15 protein-coding genes are annotated in these 16,812 nt (G+C 53.1%); 10 read left to right on the top strand and 5 right to left on the bottom strand.

Features of this window, described 5'->3' with window-relative positions:
- Window positions 1–16 precede the first annotated feature (16 nt).
- A complete protein-coding gene (locus tag NR195_RS13690) occupies window positions 17–1,297 on the top strand; it encodes an MFS transporter (RefSeq protein ID WP_010258025.1) in 1,281 nt (426 codons plus the stop codon).
- Between the two features lie 33 nt (window positions 1,298–1,330).
- Here NR195_RS13690 and NR195_RS13685 read toward each other — a convergent pair whose 3' ends face one another.
- Window positions 1,331–2,227: a TIGR01777 family oxidoreductase gene (locus NR195_RS13685; RefSeq protein WP_010258028.1), complete on the bottom strand. Its 897-nt coding sequence runs from the start codon at window positions 2,225–2,227 to the stop codon at window positions 1,331–1,333.
- A 182-nt stretch (window positions 2,228–2,409) separates the two neighbouring features.
- On the opposite strand from NR195_RS13685, the gene yfcF reads away from it, so the two are divergent.
- Window positions 2,410–3,051, top strand: a complete 642-nt coding sequence (yfcF, locus tag NR195_RS13680) for a glutathione transferase (RefSeq protein ID WP_033767474.1) — start codon at window positions 2,410–2,412, stop codon at window positions 3,049–3,051.
- A gap of 108 nt (window positions 3,052–3,159) precedes the next feature.
- Complete coding sequence (gene yfcD, locus NR195_RS13675; protein ID WP_010258035.1) at window positions 3,160–3,684, top strand: NUDIX hydrolase YfcD; 525 nt, start codon at window positions 3,160–3,162, stop codon at window positions 3,682–3,684.
- Between the two features lie 109 nt (window positions 3,685–3,793).
- Here yfcD and pta read toward each other — a convergent pair whose 3' ends face one another.
- Window positions 3,794–5,926 carry a phosphate acetyltransferase gene (pta, locus tag NR195_RS13670; protein WP_031292718.1) on the bottom strand — a complete coding sequence of 711 codons (2,133 nt, stop codon included), beginning with the start codon at window positions 5,924–5,926 and terminating at the stop codon, window positions 3,794–3,796.
- 85 nt (window positions 5,927–6,011) lie between these two features.
- Complete coding sequence (ackA, locus tag NR195_RS13665) at window positions 6,012–7,214, bottom strand: acetate kinase (protein ID WP_010258040.1); 1,203 nt, start codon at window positions 7,212–7,214, stop codon at window positions 6,012–6,014.
- Window positions 7,215–7,551: 337 nt separating this feature from the next.
- On the opposite strand from ackA, the gene yfbV reads away from it, so the two are divergent.
- From yfbV to NR195_RS13650, 3 genes are all read left to right on the top strand, one after another.
- On the top strand, window positions 7,552–8,004 hold the full coding sequence (gene yfbV / locus NR195_RS13660) for a terminus macrodomain insulation protein YfbV (protein WP_010258042.1): 453 nt from the start codon (window positions 7,552–7,554) through the stop codon (window positions 8,002–8,004).
- A 145-nt stretch (window positions 8,005–8,149) separates the two neighbouring features.
- Window positions 8,150–8,644: a YfbU family protein gene (locus NR195_RS13655; RefSeq protein WP_256844639.1), complete on the top strand. Its 495-nt coding sequence runs from the start codon at window positions 8,150–8,152 to the stop codon at window positions 8,642–8,644.
- A 13-nt stretch (window positions 8,645–8,657) separates the two neighbouring features.
- Window positions 8,658–9,317 carry a sugar phosphatase gene (locus NR195_RS13650; RefSeq protein ID WP_256844618.1) on the top strand — a complete coding sequence of 220 codons (660 nt, stop codon included), beginning with the start codon at window positions 8,658–8,660 and terminating at the stop codon, window positions 9,315–9,317.
- Window positions 9,318–9,346: 29 nt separating this feature from the next.
- On the opposite strand, the gene yfbR is transcribed toward NR195_RS13650, so the two are convergent.
- Together yfbR and NR195_RS13640 are read right to left on the bottom strand one after the other, a co-directional pair.
- Window positions 9,347–9,946, bottom strand: a complete 600-nt coding sequence (yfbR, locus tag NR195_RS13645; protein ID WP_010258048.1) for a 5'-deoxynucleotidase — start codon at window positions 9,944–9,946, stop codon at window positions 9,347–9,349.
- Window positions 9,947–10,021: 75 nt separating this feature from the next.
- Entirely contained in the window at window positions 10,022–11,239 is a 1,218-nt protein-coding gene (locus tag NR195_RS13640) for a pyridoxal phosphate-dependent aminotransferase (RefSeq protein WP_256844617.1), read from the bottom strand.
- A 960-nt stretch (window positions 11,240–12,199) separates the two neighbouring features.
- Here NR195_RS13640 and lrhA point away from each other — a divergent pair.
- The 4 genes from lrhA to nuoC all read left to right on the top strand — a co-directional run bounded on the left by lrhA (window position 12,200) and on the right by nuoC (window position 16,811).
- The gene (gene lrhA, locus NR195_RS13635) at window positions 12,200–13,123 is read left to right on the top strand and encodes a transcriptional regulator LrhA (RefSeq protein WP_010258055.1); all 924 of its coding nucleotides are present in this window, start codon (window positions 12,200–12,202) and stop codon (window positions 13,121–13,123) included.
- 638 nt (window positions 13,124–13,761) lie between these two features.
- Window positions 13,762–14,205, top strand: coding sequence for an NADH-quinone oxidoreductase subunit A (locus NR195_RS13630; RefSeq protein ID WP_010258058.1), 444 nt, complete (start codon window positions 13,762–13,764; stop codon window positions 14,203–14,205).
- A gap of 15 nt (window positions 14,206–14,220) precedes the next feature.
- Window positions 14,221–14,898: an NADH-quinone oxidoreductase subunit B family protein gene (locus NR195_RS13625; RefSeq protein ID WP_003854245.1), complete on the top strand. Its 678-nt coding sequence runs from the start codon at window positions 14,221–14,223 to the stop codon at window positions 14,896–14,898.
- Between the two features lie 113 nt (window positions 14,899–15,011).
- Entirely contained in the window at window positions 15,012–16,811 is a 1,800-nt protein-coding gene (nuoC, locus tag NR195_RS13620) for an NADH-quinone oxidoreductase subunit C/D (protein ID WP_010258063.1), read from the top strand.
- The last annotated feature ends 1 nt before the right edge of the window (window position 16,812 follow it).

The following is a 16,812-nucleotide window of genomic DNA, read 5'->3' as shown; positions in this document are numbered from 1 at the left end:
ACAGAAGGTAATTGTGATGCAATCGAACGAATACTGGTTTGGCTTACCGAAAAAGATGTTCTGGGGTTTCCTCGCTATCGCAATCTTTATGGCGGGTGATGGCTTTGAAATGGCGTTTCTGTCGCGCCATATCACCGATATGGGCTTTACGCCCGCGCAGTCTGCAGTCGTATTCACCTTCTATGGCTTAGCGGCAGCCCTGGCGGCCTGGGCATCTGGCGTGGTAGCCGAGTTGATCACACCGCAGCGCGCGATGATGATTGGCTTTGTGTTATGGATCGTGATGCATACGCTGTTTATGTCGCTGGGGCTTGGCCTGCGCAACTATCCGCTGATGGTGCTGTTCTACGGCATTCGCGGGCTGGCTTATCCGCTGTTTATCTACTCTTTCATGATGATGCTGGTGCAGGTCTTACCGCGCGAAAAACTGGCGGCGGCGACCGGCTGGTTCTGGGCGATGTATTCTGTCGGCATCGGGGTGATTGGCAGCTATCTGCCAAGTCTCACCATTCCGATGCTGGGGGAAACGGGGACGCTGTGGCTGGCTATTATCTGGGTGGCATGTGGTGGGATCCTCGCATACTTCAGCCTGCGCAAGGTACCGGTGGATCGCTCTCGTGTGAATTTGCCGATGCGTGACAAGATGACAGAGATGGCGCGTGCCGTGACCATCCTGTTCACCAATCAGAATGTGTTTTATGCCTGCCTGATTCGCATCATCAACACGCTGTCGCTGTTTGGTTTCGCCATTATCATGCCACTGCTGTTTGTCGATCGTCTCGGCTTTACCATCTCTGAATGGCTACAAATCTGGGCGGTGTTCTTCTTTGTCACTATATTTACGAATATCTTCTGGGGCCTCACGGGAGAGAAGCTGGGCTGGATCCGTCAGGTGCGCTGGTTTGGTTGCCTGGGGATGGCCATCTCCAGCCTGACCTTTTATTATCTGCCGCTGTATGCGGGTCATAACTTCTGGGTCGCATTAATCCCTGCGGTAATGCTGGGCATTTTTGTCGCCGCGTTTGTACCGATGACCGCTGTATTTCCCACGCTGGAACCGCATCATAAAGGCGCTGCGGTCTCTATTTACAACCTCTCCGCAGGACTCAGTAACTTTGTGGCACCGGCTATCGCCTCAGTCATGCTGCCGTTCTTCGACATTGTCGGTGTGGTATGGGCCTATACCGGGCTATACGTGTTCGCTGGCGTGCTGACCTTTATTATTCGTGTGCCACAACCGGGGCATACGCGTGAAGAGAAGGTAGTGAAGTCGCGTGTAGCAGAGCAGCGTAACTAACGAAACATACGGCGGCCCAGGGCCGCCGTATGTTTATCCTGCGACATCCTGCAGCGCTTCCTGCAAATCGTACCAGCGGAAGCCAAAGCCTGAGGCTTCCAGCCGTTTTGGCAGCACATGCTGTCCTCCCAGCACCAGCACCGACGATTCGCCCATCATCAGTTTAATGGCGCTGGCAGGCGTGCGCATAAAGGCCGGACGATGCATCACCCGGCCCAGGGTGGCGGCAAACTGCTCGTTACGCACCGCGTAGGGAGCGACCATATTGAACGGACCCCGCAGATCATCATGCTCCAGCAGCCAGATAATGGCGTTTAGCATGTCATCAATGTGAATCCACGGCATGTACTGTTTACCACTGCCAATCGGCCCGCCGATGCCGAGTTTAAAGGGCAGCTTCATTTTGCTGAGTGCGCCGCCCTCAGACGCCAGCACCACGCCGGTTCGCAGCAGGCAGACGCGGGTGCGTTCGCTTTCAGCCGCGAGCGCCAGCTGCTCCCAGCGGGCGCAGAGCTGATGAGTAAACTCATCCTGACCCTGATCCTCTTCAGTCAGTACCAGATCGCCGGTGTTGCCATAAAAGCCGGTTGCCGAACCTGAGATCAACACGGACGGTGGTGTGGCGCTGGCGTTGATCAGTGAGACGATCTGCTCGGTTATCTGCCAGCGGCTTTCACACAGCTGCTGTTTATGCGGCTCCGTCCAGCGTTTGTCGGCAATAGGTTCTCCCGCCAGATTAATGACCGCATCGATCGTATCCAGGTTCGACTGTTGCGCCAGCCCTGACCAGAGCGCGACCTCTTCGCCCAGTTTTTCACGTGCGCTGACCACGTCACGCGTCACCACACTGATCTGATGCCCCAGCTGTTGCAGGCGCGGAATCAGGTGACGGCCAATCAGTCCCGTGCCACCGGTAATAAGAATGTGCATGTTGCGGCTCCCTTGATGTTTTTGTTATTTGCATCTTTCAGCATAGAAGAGTCGAGCCACTCTATCGTGAGTCGCGTCGCGCTTTCTTATTCCGGAGGCAGAGATCGGATCAGCTCAGCGTTGCCTTCCCAAATAAAAATCGGTAAACATGATGCAACCCTGACAGCCAATTGAGGTAACCGATGAATTATCCGTCCATCACCCTGTGGTCAGATTCATCATTTTTCAGTCCTTACGCCATGTCGGCCTATGTTGCTCTTACCGAAAAAGGGATCCCTTTCCAGCTGAAGCGCGTCGATTTGTCGCAGAATCAGCAATACGCCGCGGCTTACCGCGAGCTGTCGCTGACCTGCCGGGTCCCGACCCTGCAGATTGATGCGTTCCTGTTAAGCGAATCCTCGGCGATTACCGAATATCTTGAAGAGCGCTTTGCGGCGCCCGAATTTGAGCGCCTCTATCCCCGCGACCGCGAGAAGCGTGCCCGCGCCAGAGAGATCCAGGCCTGGCTGCGCAGTGACTTCCTGTGGATACGTCAGGAGCGTCCCACAGAAGTGCTGTTTGCCGGTGAGCGCTTTGCGCCGCTGACCGCATCAGCGCAGCAGGCGGTGGATAAACTGGTTATGGCCGTCGATCGCCTGCTGCCGGACGGGCAACAGAACCTGTTTGGCGAGTGGTCAATTGCGGATACCGATCTGGCGGTGATGCTTAACCGGCTGGTATTGCATGGCGATCCTTTGCCCGCGCGTCTGCGGGATTATGCTGAGTTTCAGTGGCAGCGAGCCTCAGTACAGCTGTGGTTAGCAGAAAGTGGTAAAAATCGGTAACAGCCAGGGCTTGCTCAGGCTGCCGGAAGTGATTACCTTACGCCACATAAAAATAAAGACGTGGCAAACTGCGTACCCAAGTGTACGCCAAACAGGAAAGGGTTACGGATGGTGGATCAAACTGCGGGTGACGGCATCGAGTGGGTCGATATCGTAAACGAAGAGAATGAAGTTGTTGCTCAGGCAACACGTGCGCAGATGCGCGCTGAGTGCCTGCGTCACCGCGCTACCTATATTGTGGTTCATGACGGTATGGGCAAGATTCTGGTGCAGCGTCGTACTGAGATAAAAGATTTTATGCCGGGCAAACTGGACGCAACCGCAGGCGGCGTGGTGCAGAGCGGTGAAGATATGCTGGAGTCTGCGCGACGTGAAGCGGAAGAGGAGTTAGGGATTGCCGCGGTGCCGTTTGCTGAGCATGGCAAATTCTACTTCGAAGATCAGCACTGTCGCGTCTGGGGCGGACTGTTCAGTTGTGTGTCACACGGGCCATTCGCCATGCAGGAATCGGAAGTCGATGAGATTATCTGGATGACGCCCGATGAGATCACCGCACGTTGTGATGAGTTCACTGACGATTCGCTTAAAGCGCTCTCTCTGTGGATGAGCCGCAACGGCGATAACCGGGCCTGAAAACGGGCGCTTTAACGCGTCTCAGCGATCCGCATTAAAGCTTCCGGCTCTGTTACCGGCGAAAAAAAGGCATGCCCTGGGGCATGCCTTTTTCGTTCTTACCTGACGCTTAGCCTTGTTCAGCCTGCTGAGACTGAATGGCGGTTAAGGCGATGGTATAGACGATGTCATCAACCAGCGCACCGCGCGACAGGTCGTTAACCGGCTTACGCATACCCTGCAGCATCGGCCCGATTGAGATCAGATCGGCTGAACGCTGTACCGCTTTATACGTGGTGTTACCGGTGTTCAGATCCGGGAAGATAAAGACGGTGGCGCGACCGGCAACCTGTGAATCTGGCGCTTTCGACTTCGCCACATCTTCCATGATCGCGGCGTCATATTGCAGCGGACCATCAATGACCAGATCAGGACGTTTTTCCTGCGCGATACGCGTTGCTTCACGCACTTTTTCAACGTCGCTGCCTGCACCTGACGTGCCGGTAGAGTAGGAGATCATCGCAACACGTGGATCGATACCAAAGGCTTTAGCAGAGTCGGCTGACTGAATTGCGATCTCAGCCAGCTGCTCAGCGGTGGGATCCGGGTTAATCGCGCAGTCACCGTAAACCAGCACCTGCTCCGGCAGCAGCATAAAGAACACCGATGAAACCAGTGAGCTGTTAGGCGCTGTTTTGATCAGCTGCAGAGGCGGACGAATGGTGTTGGCGGTGGTGTGAACCGCACCTGAAACCAGGCCATCCACTTCGCCACTCTCCAGCATCATGGTGCCCAGCACCACGTTATCTTCCAGTTGTTCCTGGGCGACCACTTCGGTCATCCCTTTGCTCTTACGCAGCTCAACCAGACGCGGCACGTAGTTTTCACGCACCTGTTCCGGATCAACAATCTCAACCCCTTTGCCCAGTTCGACACCCTGAGCCGCAGCAACACGCTGAATCTCATCCGGGTTGCCTAACAGTACGCAGGTGGCGATACCGCGTTCAGCACAGATAGCGGCCGCTTTAACCGTACGCGGCTCGTCACCCTCTGGCAGCACGACGCGTTTGCCCGCTTTACGCGCCAGCTCAGTCAGCTGATAGCGGAAGGCCGGTGGCGACAGGCGACGGCTGCGCTCTGACGTGGCGGTCAGTGACTCAATCCAGTCGGCATTAATGTAGCTGGCAACATATTCCTGCACTTTCTCGATGCGCTGCGTATCATCAGCGGGCACTTCAAGATTAAAGCTCTGCAGGCTCAGAGAGGTCTGCCAGGTATTGGTTTTCACCATGAACACCGGCAGGCCGGTCTGGAAGGCACGGTCACAGAGGCGCGCGATACGATCGTCAATCTCGTAGTTACCGGTCAGCAGGATAGCGCCGATCTCAATGCCGTTCATGGCGGCCAGACAGGCGGCGACCAGTACATCCGGGCGGTCTGCGGAAGTCACCAGCAGTGAGCCTGGACGGAAATGCTCCAGCATGTGCGGGATACTACGGGCGCAGAAGGTGACCGATTTAACCCGGCGGGTCTGAATCTCACCTTCGTTGATGATGCGCGCATCCAGGTGGCGGCACATATCGATTGCGCGGGTGGCGATCAGATCAAAGCTCCATGGCACGCAGCCCAGCACCGGCAGCGGGCTGTCTGAGAACAGCTGCTTAGGATCGATATTGGCGATGCTGGCTTTTGACGAGTCATCAAAAATTTCTGACAGATCAGGGCGGGTACGCCCCTGATCATCGACCGGCGCGTTGAGTTTATTGATGATCACGCCAGTGATATTTTTATTCTTCTGACCGCCGAAGCTGCTCTGCGTCAGTTCAATGCGCTCTTTCAGCTGTGCCGGAGAGTCATTGCCCAGCGCCATCACGAAGACGATTTCCGCATTCAGGGTTTTCGCGATTTCATAGTTCAGCGCGTTGGCGAACTGATGCTTACGGGTAGGGACCAGACCTTCAACCAGCACCACTTCCGCATTCTGCGTGTTGGCATGGTAACGGGAGATGATCTCTTCCATCAGCACATCCTGCTGGTTCGATCCCAGCAGTGATTCAACACGTGACATCTGCAGCGGTTCAGCGGCAGGAATCGAGGAGTTCTTACGGATAATAGTGGTGGTTTGATCCGGCGTATCGCCGCCGGTACGCGGCTGAGCAATCGGCTTAAAGACGCTAAGTCGAACGCCTTTGCGCTCCATGGCGCGGATAACGCCGAGGCTGACGCTGGTCAGGCCGACGCTGGTGCCGGTCGGAATGAGCATAATTGTACGTGACACGTTTGAACCTCTCAGTAATGGCAGGGTGTCAAAAACAACTCCGTCAGCCTGAGCTGACGGAGAGAAGTGTTTACGCAGTCAGACGCGCGGCGTCCTGGGCGATGACCAGCTCTTCGTTGGTCGGGATCACCAGCGCCGGGCGGGTGCCTTCTTTATTGATGTAACCAGACTTGCCGAAACGGGCCGCCAGGTTGCGATCGTGATCGACGTCAAAGCCCAGCAGTGCCAGTTTTTTCAGTGAGAGTTCACGAACCATCGCGGCGTTTTCACCGATGCCGCCAGTAAATACCACGGCGTCCAGGCGGCCATCCATCAGCGCAGTGTAGCTGCCGATATATTTCGCCAGGCGATGACAGAAGACATCCATTGCGCGCTTCGCATCTTCTTTGGTGGTGTAGTTATCTTCCACGTAGCGGCAGTCGCTGGTGACTTCAGTCAGACCTAACAGGCCAGACTCTTTGGTCAGCAGTTTATTGATGGCATCGACGCTCATACCCAGCGTATCGTGCAGGAAGAAGATAATTGCCGGGTCGATGTCGCCACTGCGGGTACCCATCACCAGGCCTTCCAGTGGGGTCAGGCCCATTGAGGTGTCCACACACTCGCCGTTGCGAATGGCAGAGACAGAACCGCCGTTACCGAGGTGGCAGGTAATAATATTCAGTGACTCAAGCGGCTTGTTGAGCATTTTGGCCGCTTCGTGGGTCACATAGAAGTGGCTGGTACCATGCGCGCCATAGCGACGAACGCCATGCTCTTTATACAATTTGTACGGCAGCGCATAGAGATAAGACTCTTCCGGCATTGTCTGATGGAAAGCGGTGTCAAATACCGCGACATTCTTATCTGACAGGTGAGGGAAGTTTTTCATCGCTTCATCAATACCGATCAGATGAGCCGGATTGTGCAGCGGTGCAAAAGAAGAGGCGTCTTTGATGCCCTGTACCACTTCTTCAGTGATGATGACTGACTGAGTCAGCTTCTCGCCGCCATGAACGATACGATGGCCGATTGCAGCAATTTGTGCCGAAAGCTCAGGTTTTTGTGCCAGAATGGTTTTAACGATAAAGTTCAGCGCTTCACTATGCGCTGCGCCAGCACCCAGAGGCGCTTCCTGTTTTTCGCCTTCCAGCTTCCATTTGATGCGGGCTTCAGGAAGGTGGAAACATTCCGCCAGGCCAGACAGGAATTCTTCACCGCTGGCAGGGTTGAGGATGGCAAACTTAAGGGAAGAGCTGCCACAGTTCAGAACCAGAACTAACTTACTCGACATGGAAGTACCTATTTTTTGAGAGTGGCTAAATAAAACGCAATCAGACTAACAGCGTAGCCCATGAAAGCTGGTAGATTAATGACAAACATCATGCGGTAGACAGAATTCTGCATTTCCGCAAAAAATTTCGGCAATCTTACGCGAAAATTTGAAGATTGCCTCGTCTGAACCTGGCTCAGGCCTCTTCCCAAAAGCGCAATCCGCTTCCGGAAAGGGGGGAAAACGGCGTCAGAATAGCTGGAGTCACCTTTAAAGACAAAAATAATTGAAGGATGTCACGTAAAGTTGTGTAGTTATAACTATTTTTTAATTTTTACAGCATTAGTTGAGGTGAGCCATGGCGAATGAATCTGGCAGTACCAATTGGTTTCGGATGTTTCAGCGCGGCCAACACTATATGAAGACCTGGCCGGCTGATAAGCGCCTGGCACCCATGTTCCCGGAAAACCGTGTTTCATCGGCAACGCGTTTTGCTATTCGCTTTATGCCCCCTTTGGCGATTTTTACGCTGACCTGGCAGATCGCGATGGGCGGTCAGTTAGGCCCGGCCGTGGCGACCGCGCTGTTTGCCTGTACCCTGCCGATGCAGGGATTATGGTGGCTGGGAAAGCGTTCTGTAACGCCGCTGCCGCCGACGCTGCTTAACTGGTTTCATGAAGTTCGTGCCCGGCTGGAAGAAGCGGGGCAGGCGACAGCGCCAGTAGAAGGCAAGCCGACCTATCAGGCGCTGGCCGATCTGCTAAAGCGGGCGTTCAAACAACTCGACCGCACTTTCCTCGACGATCTCTGACCTATCCCGGGCTGGCGGTAAAATATTTACCGCTAACCTGCGGCCAAATCAAAGAATGGTGATACGGCGATTTCCGTGTCGCTAACGCTGTGCAATGATTTCTCCATTGTCGATTAACTGAGCGGTCTCTGACCGGGAGTAAATGATGGAAATGACCCATGCACAGCGTTTGATTCTCACTAATCAGTACAAAATGATGGCCATGCTTGAGCCGGAAAATGCGGAGCGTTTTCGTCGTTACCAGACTATCATCGAACGCGGTTATGCGCTGCAGATGCGGGAGCTGGACAAAGAGTTTGGCGAACTCAGCGAAGCGATCTGCCGGACGGTGATCGATATTATGGAAATGCATCACGCTCTCCACGTCTCCTGGTCGAACCTTAAAGAGAAAGGTGAGCTTGAAGAGCGCCGTCTGGCCTTTCTGGGCTTCGATGCGGCAACGGAAGCGCGCCTGCTGGGTTATGTCCGTTTTATGGTCAATACAGAAGGGCTTTATACGCACTTCGATTCCGGCACCCATGGTTTTAATGCGCAGACCCCAATGTGGGAAAAGTATCAACGGATGTTAGCTTTGTGGCAGACTTGTCCGCGCCAGTACCATTTAAGTGCAAACGAAATTGCGCAAGTGATTAATGCCTGATGAGGAGTAGCGCGTGACCTACAGAGGTTTTCTATTTGATTTAGACGGCACGCTGGTGGATTCACTGCCAGCGGTTGAACGAGCCTGGAGCCAGTGGGGTGCCCGTCATGGCATCGCGGCTGATGAGATTCTGGATTTCATTCATGGCAAACAGGCGATCACCTCTCTGCGTCATTTCATGGCAGGCCAGTCGGAAGAGGCTATTCAGGCGGAGTTTGTTGCGCTGGAGCAGGCTGAAGCGGCGGACACCGACGGTGTGCAGGCGCTGCCAGGGGCCAACGCGTTGCTGAACCGGCTGAACGAACTGCAGATTCCCTGGGCGATTGTCACTTCCGGTTCAGTGCCGGTCGCACATGCACGTCATAAAGCCGCAGGCTTACCGAAGCCTGCCGTGTTTATTACCGCTGAACAGGTGGCTAAGGGCAAACCGGAGCCCGATCCCTACCTGCTTGGCGCGGAGAAGCTGGGATTAGCGGCGACATCGTGCGTGGTTGCAGAAGATGCACCTGCCGGAATCTTATCCGGCCTGAATGCTGGCTGTGCGGTGATTGCCATCAATGCGCCGTCGGAGACACCCCGGCTGGATGAGGTAGCGCTTCAGCTCGACTCACTGGCGTCACTGGTGATAACCCGCGAGTCTGACGGCAGCTTTACCTTCCGTCAGCAGGCTTAAGGGCTGGCCCGGCGGCCAGACCGCCGGGCTTAGAGTGGCGTATCCTGCGAGATTTCATCCAGTGACAGGCTGAAGCTCGGAATAAACACCTCAACGAAGTAATCCATCTCCGGTGAACGCCGAAGTGCCAGGGTCTTTTCCAGCCGCGCTTTGGCCAGTAAAAATTCGTTGTTCCCGGCAGACAACTCCTCAAGACATTTTACATATGCACAGAGCGCATCCGCCTGTTTCACAACCGCCTGCTCCTCTTCGCTGTGCAGATGCTCATCGATCAGCGGGCGATAGATCGCCTGAAACTCTTCAGGCAGCATCTCAATCAGCTTCTGCTGAGCAATCTTCTCGATTTTCTTATATTCGTGGGCGATCTGCGCGTTGTAATATTTTACCGGAGTCGGTAAATCGCCGGTGAGCACTTCGCTGGCATCGTGGTAAAGCGCCAGCATGGCAATGTGATCGGCATTAAGCGACCCGTTGAATTTAAGGTTTTTGATCACGGCCAGGGCATGCGCCACCATAGCGACCTGCAGACTGTGTTCGGAGACATTTTCGGTGCGCACATTGCGCATCAGCGGCCAGCGATTGATCAGCTTAAGACGGGAGAGATGAGCAAAGAAGTGGCTTTGTGTCATGAGCGTTCCTGTTGGCTGGCGGGGGAGAGACAGGCTCTGGCTCTCCCCAAATAGCGTCAGTATACGCGGGCCTGATTATTGACGATAGCCTTGCAGGAAGCGGCCAAATTTATTGATCGCCATCTCAAGATCATCCACACGAGGCAGCGTAACAATGCGCAGGTGATCGGGCCATGGCCAGTTAAAGGCACTGCCCTGAACCAGTAGCACCTTCTCCTGTAACAGAAAGTCCAGCACCATCTTCTGATCGTCGAAAATGTTGAATTTTTTGGCATCGATTTTCGGGAACATATAAAGCGCGCCCTGCGGCTTCACACAGCTGACGCCTGGAATATCGTTGATCAACTCCCAGGCGCGCTGCCGCTGCTCGTAGAGACGACCACCCGGCATGATAAATTCGCTAATGCTCTGGTAGCCGCCCAGCGCCGTCTGAATCGCATGCTGCGCCGGTACGTTGGCACACAGGCGCATCGAGGCGAGCATCTCCAGTCCTTCTATATAGCCTTTAGCATGTTTCTTTGGCCCGTTCAGTACCATCCAGCCCTGACGGAAACCGGCAACGCGATAGGTTTTAGAAAGGCCATTAAAGGTAACAGTCAGCAGATCGGGTGCCAGCGCTGCGATGCAGTGATGCTGTGCATCGTCATAGAGGATCTTGTCGTAGATCTCATCGGCGAAAATAATCAGGTTATGCTGACGCGCAATTTCAACCACCTCTAACAGCAGCTCTTTGCTGTAGACCGCGCCAGTGGGGTTATTCGGGTTGATAATCACGATGCCGCGGGTACGAGGCGTTATCTTGCTGCGGATATCATCGAGGTCAGGGAACCAGCCTGCTGATTCGTCACAAAGATAGTGCACTGCTTTACCGCTGGAGAGGGAAACCGCAGCCGTCCATAACGGATAGTCGGGGGCCGGCACCAGCATTTCGTCGCCGCTGTTCAGTAACGCCTGCATCGCCTGCACGATGAGTTCTGAAACACCGTTGCCAATGTAGATATCTTCTACGGTGACATCGCGCATGTCGCGCGCCTGGTAGTGCTGCATGATCGCTTTACGGGCGGAATAGAGACCCTTGGAGTCACAATAGCCCTGAGAGCTGGGAAGGTTACGAATAACATCGACCAGTATCTCATCCGGTGCTTCAAAACCAAACGGCGCCGGATTGCCGATGTTCAGCTTCAGTACTTTGTTACCTTCTTCTTCGAGGCGCTTAGCCTCTTTCAGTACCGGGCCACGGATGTCATAGCAGACGTTATCGAGTTTTCCGGATTTATCAATTTGAAAATTCATTGTTACCGCCTTAATGGGCAGAATCCTTTTGGCTGCCACAGAAATCCAACCAGCACAATGTACTCTCCTGACAGTCACAAAAGAAGGGTGCCGCCCCGTTTTGGCGGGTTCAACAACTTTTTGCCCGGTGCGCAGCGTAAAAAATATTTGTTGTCGCGTAAACTGGTTAATAAAACCATAAATTGACATTGATTCAGGATTTTAACTTGTCCAAAGCGCTGCTGAACCGACATATGGCTTTAGCATCATGAACGCTATCTGGAAGTTATTGAAATGGAACTTTTCTTTGCACCTGAAATATACACTTAGAGAAATAGTTAAAGGATATTTTATAAATGTTCAAATTATGGACGATTTTAGAACGTGCCTAAGGATTACGCCTTAACGCTGCTTAAGAGTGGCGCGTTTAAGGCCTTGTGTTCGCCGGAAAAGTGCCAAAAGCAGAGCTTCATATGGCACCTTTATTGCAGGATTGTGAGCCGTACTTAACACTTCCTCACTAAATTTCAGAACGCTGAAGGCTTAAAAAGTGATCAATAATGTGGCATAAGGGTCTGGAAATGCCTTTAGCACAAAATTTACAGCGCTTTTCACAAAATCATTTCCATTTTGAAGTCAAAAATGATTAAGTATAATTTATTATTTAGTGCACTGTGCCGCTTCGCTTTGATAGCCCGTAAAGTGCGCTTTCTATCCCACACGATTCTTTCTGGTGGGAATAAGACAACTACGCAGCTTCCTGCATTTGCGCACCCAGCGCCATCGGTTCAGAAGTTGTATCTGTCTTGAATAGCACTATGACCCTTCAGAGGAGTCAACAGTGCAGGATCCACATAAACTTTTTTTGTGTCAGTCTTCACACAGGACTGTCATTGAGCACCATTACTGCTTATCACTTTGATAAGCTTGTGATAACACCAGGGTAGTAGTTCGTAAAAATCTTATAAGTGAAGAAAAAACATGACTAATGCAAATCGTCCGATACTGAATCTCGACCTCGATCTGCTGAGAACCTTCGTTGCCGTTGCGGATTTGAATACCTTTGCAGCTGCTGCTGCAGCGGTCTGCAGAACCCAGTCAGCAGTCAGTCAGCAGATGCAGCGTCTGGAACAATTGGTAGGTAAAGAGCTGTTTGCCAGACATGGACGTAATAAGCTTCTGACAGAGCACGGTATCCAGCTTTTAGGCTATGCGAGAAAAATTCTTCGTTTTAACGACGAAGCCTGCACATCTCTGATGTACAGCAACATTCAGGGCGTGCTGACTATTGGCGCCTCTGATGACACCTCTGACACTATTCTGCCGTTCCTGCTAAACCGGGTGACCTCGGTTTATCCGAAACTGGCAATCGATGTGCGGGTTAAACGTAATCCGTTTATGATGGAAATGCTCAATCAGGGTGAAGTGGACCTGGTTGTGACGACTTCCAGCCCGGGCAATTTTACCTATCAGGTACTGCGTACTTCACCTACCTTGTGGTACTGCGCAGCGGATTATATCTTCCAGCGTGGCGAAGCCATTCCACTGGTATTGCTGGATGAGCCAAGTCCTTATCGTGATATGGCTATCGATCATCTCAACGAAGCGGGCATCCCGTGGCGTATCTCTTATGTCGCTTCCACACTGGCTGCAGTACGCGCAGCGGTGAAAGCGGGACTGGGCGTGACGGCACGTCCGGTCGAGATGATGAGCCCGGAACTGCGTGTTATGGGTGCAGCTGAAGGACTGCCGGTACTGCCGGATACGCAATATCTGCTGTGCCGTAATCCTGACAGCGATAATGAGCTGGCGCTGGCCATCTTCAATGCCATGCAGTCCACCAATGATCCTTATAACCTGAGCAATAATCCCGACGGTTCACTGTTGCTGGATGATGAAGAGTAATTTCGCTAACGTGTTGTACTCAATACCCGCGTGATTGCCTTAATAAACGCTTATAAATAAGCCTCTCCTTCCCTGAAAAGAACGAGAGGCTTTTTTGTGCCTGACCCTCGTCCGATGTTCCTTACTGCTCATCTGCCTCTCCTGACCCGACTAAAAAAGTTTCACCACCTGCTTAATTGAAACATCCAGACCAAAAAACCGAACGCTTTGTTCCGAATCACCGTTTCAGGTGGGGAAAATTAACGCATAAAGGGCAAAAGTGTGTTCTGGATCAAAAAAATAGCCCTGGAAAGGGGAGGGAAAATTCAGTGATACCTGTCAAAATATGTTTGTTAAATGCACGATCCATGCATGTGAATACCCGCTACACTAAAATTAACCCTACAGACTGAAGCGATTTAGCTGGAAAGCGGGGCATCATTTGTTAATAATATGATGCAGGTGTGAAATAATGTTTGGATACTTTTGTCAAAGTTGACAAAAGGTTATAGAAAGGAGTAAAAAACCCCATAAAATAGCTGCTTATTACGTAATAACAGCGACATTTGAAAGGTTTTTATCCTTCCCTTGAATCGATGTGGTCAGTTTGCTGCGGGAAACGCGTGCAGGATGCCAGCGCCACTTTTGATGAGTAAGCAATGAGTATGTCAACTACCACCGAAATCATCGCTCAGCACTGGGCGTTTATCGTATTTATCGTTATTGCCTTTGGCCTGTGTGCTTTCATGCTGACCGGAGGATGGCTGCTTGGCGGCAGAGCGCGCGCCCGCTACAAAGACACGCCATTCGAATCGGGCATTGAATCCGTTGGTGATACCCATATCCGCCTGTCGGCGAAATTTTATCTGGTTGCGATGTTTTTCGTCATCTTCGACGTCGAAGCCCTCTTTTTATACGCATGGGCGACTTCAATCCGTGAAAGCGGTTGGATCGGCTTTGTGGAAGCCGCAATTTTCATTTTGGTGCTCCTGGCGGGTCTGGTCTATCTGGTACGCATTGGCGCACTGGACTGGGCTCCAGCTCGCCGTCGCGTGGTGGTCAAAACCACTACGGTCAGCCACACCAATCCTCATAAGCAGTAAAAGAGAGGCAATAAGATGGACTATACGCTCACCCGCATAGACCCGAACGGTGGTGAGAACGACCGTTATCCTCTGCAAAAGCAGGAAATCGTCAGCGATCCGCTGGAGCAGCACGTTCATCGCAGCGTTTATATGGGCAAACTCGAAAATGCCCTGCATGACATGGTGAACTGGGGACGTAAAAACTCCCTCTGGCCTTATAACTTTGGCCTGTCCTGTTGTTACGTTGAGATGACAACATCGTTCACCGCGGTCCACGACGTAGCACGTTTTGGCGCCGAAGTTATGCGCGCTTCGCCACGTCAGGCCGATTTCATGGTCATTGCCGGTACGCCGTTCACCAAAATGGCCCCGGTTATTCAGCGTTTGTACGATCAGATGCTGGAACCCAAATGGGTGATTTCCATGGGTGCCTGCGCCAACTCTGGCGGCATGTATGACATCTATTCCGTGGTGCAGGGTGTCGATAAATTCCTGCCGGTCGATGTTTATATTCCTGGCTGTCCGCCACGTCCTGAAGCGTATATGCAGGCACTGCTGCTGTTGCAGGAGTCGATCGGCAAAGAGCGCCGTCCGCTCTCGTGGGTGGTTGGCGATCAGGGCGTTTATCGCGCCAACATGCCATCTGAGCGTGAAAGAAAACGCGGCGAGCGCATTGCAGTCACAAACCTGCGCAGCCCGGACGAAGTTTAAAACCGTATGGATGGAAAACAGCGCCTGCAGCAGAACATCACAATTTAATGCATGGCCCCATCCTGACGCCTTCATTTGAGTGCCTGAGACCAGGCCGGAATGGTGAGTAACGTATGACAGATTTGACCACGCAAGATCTCGCTCAGCCTTCATGGCAAACCCGTGATCACCTTGATGACCCGGTGATCGGCGAGTTGCGTAACCGTTTTGGGCCGGATGCCTTCACTGTTCAGCCAACCCGTACCGGTATTCCGGTGGTGTGGGTGAAGCGTGAACAGATACTGGAAATTATCGAGTTCCTGCGTAAATTACCCAAGCCTTACGTCATGCTTTATGACCTGCATGGCGTGGATGAGCGTTTACGTACCCACCGTGCAGGCCTGCCTGCGGCGGATTTTTCCGTTTTCTACCACCTGCTGTCGATTGAACGCAACCGCGACATCATGCTCAAGGTGGCACTCTCTGAAAACGATATGCATCTGCCGACCATCACCCGCCTTTTCCCGAATGCCAACTGGTATGAGCGTGAAACCTGGGAGATGTTTGGTATCACCTTTGATGGTCACCCGCATCTGACGCGCATCATGATGCCGTCGACCTGGGAAGGCCATCCGCTGCGTAAAGATTACCCGGCGCGCGCCACCGAATTCGATCCGTTTACGCTGACCAAGCAGAAAGAAGATCTGGAGATGGAAGCGCTGACCTTTAAGCCTGAAGACTGGGGCATGAAGCGCAGCACCACCAACGAAGACTTCATGTTCCTGAACCTCGGGCCTAACCACCCGTCGGCGCACGGTGCGTTCCGCATCATTCTGCAGCTGGATGGTGAAGAGATTGTCGACTGCGTGCCTGACATCGGCTATCACCATCGTGGTGCCGAAAAGATGGGCGAGCGTCAGTCGTGGCACAGCTACATTCCTTACACTGACCGCATCGAGTACCTCGGCGGCTGCGTAAACGAAATGCCGTACGTACTGGCGGTGGAGAAACTGGCCGGTATCGTGGTGCCCGATCGCGTTAATGTGATCCGCGTGATGCTCTCTGAGCTGTTCCGCATCAACAGCCACCTGCTTTATATCTCCACCTTTATTCAGGACGTCGGGGCCATGACGCCGGTGTTCTTTGCCTTTACCGACCGTCAGAAAATCTATGACGTGGTTGAGGCGATTACCGGTTTCCGTATGCACCCGGCGTGGTTCCGCATCGGTGGTGTCGCGCATGACCTGCCGCGAGGCTGGGAACGTCTGCTGCGTGACTTCCTCGACTGGATGCCAAAACGTCTTAAAGAGTATGACAAAGCGGCACTGCGCAACAGCGTACTGATTGGCCGTTCCAAAGGCGTTGCTGCTTACAACATGGAAGAGGCGCTGGCGTGGGGCACTACCGGTGCTGGTCTGCGTGCTACCGGTCTCGACTTTGACGTACGTAAATGGCGTCCCTACTCCGGCTACGAAAACTTCGATTTTGAAATCCCGGTCGGCGACGGCATCAGCGATGCTTACAGCCGCGTCATGCTGAAAATGGAAGAGATGTGGCAGTCGCTGCGCATTCTTGAGCAGTGTCTCAACAACATGCCAGAGGGTCCGTTTAAAGCGGATCATCCGCTGACCACGCCGCCACCGAAAGAGCGCACGCTGCAGCACATTGAAACGCTGATCACGCACTTCCTGCAGGTTTCGTGGGGGCCGGTGATGCCAGCCAATGAGTCGTTCCAGATGATTGAAGCGACGAAAGGGATCAACAGCTACTACCTGACCAGCGATGGCAGCACCATGAGCTACCGCACCCGCGTGCGTACGCCGAGCTTCCCGCATCTGCAGCAGATTCCTTCAGTAATCCGTGGCAGCCTGGTATCCGACCTGATCGTATATCTGGGTAGTATCGATTTTGTTATGTCAGACGTGGACCGCTAAT

Source organism: Pantoea sp. Ft-CA_14, assembly GCF_024520875.1.
In the GTDB taxonomy this organism is placed as follows: domain Bacteria; phylum Pseudomonadota; class Gammaproteobacteria; order Enterobacterales; family Enterobacteriaceae; genus Pantoea; species Pantoea agglomerans.
This window is presented reverse-complemented; position numbering and strand designations above follow the sequence as displayed.

What these genes read in the sequence shown, in the direction of transcription:
- NR195_RS13690 (WP_010258025.1), top strand. Translation starts at nt 17, where the DNA reads ATGCAATCGAACGAATACTGGTTTGGCTTACCGAAAAAGATGTTCTGG.
- NR195_RS13685 (WP_010258028.1), bottom strand. Translation starts at nt 2,227, where the DNA reads ATGCACATTCTTATTACCGGTGGCACGGGACTGATTGGCCGTCACCTG.
- yfcF (WP_033767474.1), top strand. Translation starts at nt 2,410, where the DNA reads ATGAATTATCCGTCCATCACCCTGTGGTCAGATTCATCATTTTTCAGT.
- yfcD (WP_010258035.1), top strand. Translation starts at nt 3,160, where the DNA reads ATGGTGGATCAAACTGCGGGTGACGGCATCGAGTGGGTCGATATCGTA.
- pta (WP_031292718.1), bottom strand. Translation starts at nt 5,926, where the DNA reads ATGCTCATTCCGACCGGCACCAGCGTCGGCCTGACCAGCGTCAGCCTC.
- ackA (WP_010258040.1), bottom strand. Translation starts at nt 7,214, where the DNA reads ATGTCGAGTAAGTTAGTTCTGGTTCTGAACTGTGGCAGCTCTTCCCTT.
- yfbV (WP_010258042.1), top strand. Translation starts at nt 7,552, where the DNA reads ATGGCGAATGAATCTGGCAGTACCAATTGGTTTCGGATGTTTCAGCGC.
- NR195_RS13655 (WP_256844639.1), top strand. Translation starts at nt 8,150, where the DNA reads ATGGAAATGACCCATGCACAGCGTTTGATTCTCACTAATCAGTACAAA.
- yfbR (WP_010258048.1), bottom strand. Translation starts at nt 9,946, where the DNA reads ATGACACAAAGCCACTTCTTTGCTCATCTCTCCCGTCTTAAGCTGATC.
- NR195_RS13640 (WP_256844617.1), bottom strand. Translation starts at nt 11,239, where the DNA reads ATGAATTTTCAAATTGATAAATCCGGAAAACTCGATAACGTCTGCTAT.
- lrhA (WP_010258055.1), top strand. Translation starts at nt 12,200, where the DNA reads ATGACTAATGCAAATCGTCCGATACTGAATCTCGACCTCGATCTGCTG.
- NR195_RS13630 (WP_010258058.1), top strand. Translation starts at nt 13,762, where the DNA reads ATGAGTATGTCAACTACCACCGAAATCATCGCTCAGCACTGGGCGTTT.
- NR195_RS13625 (WP_003854245.1), top strand. Translation starts at nt 14,221, where the DNA reads ATGGACTATACGCTCACCCGCATAGACCCGAACGGTGGTGAGAACGAC.
- nuoC (WP_010258063.1), top strand. Translation starts at nt 15,012, where the DNA reads ATGACAGATTTGACCACGCAAGATCTCGCTCAGCCTTCATGGCAAACC.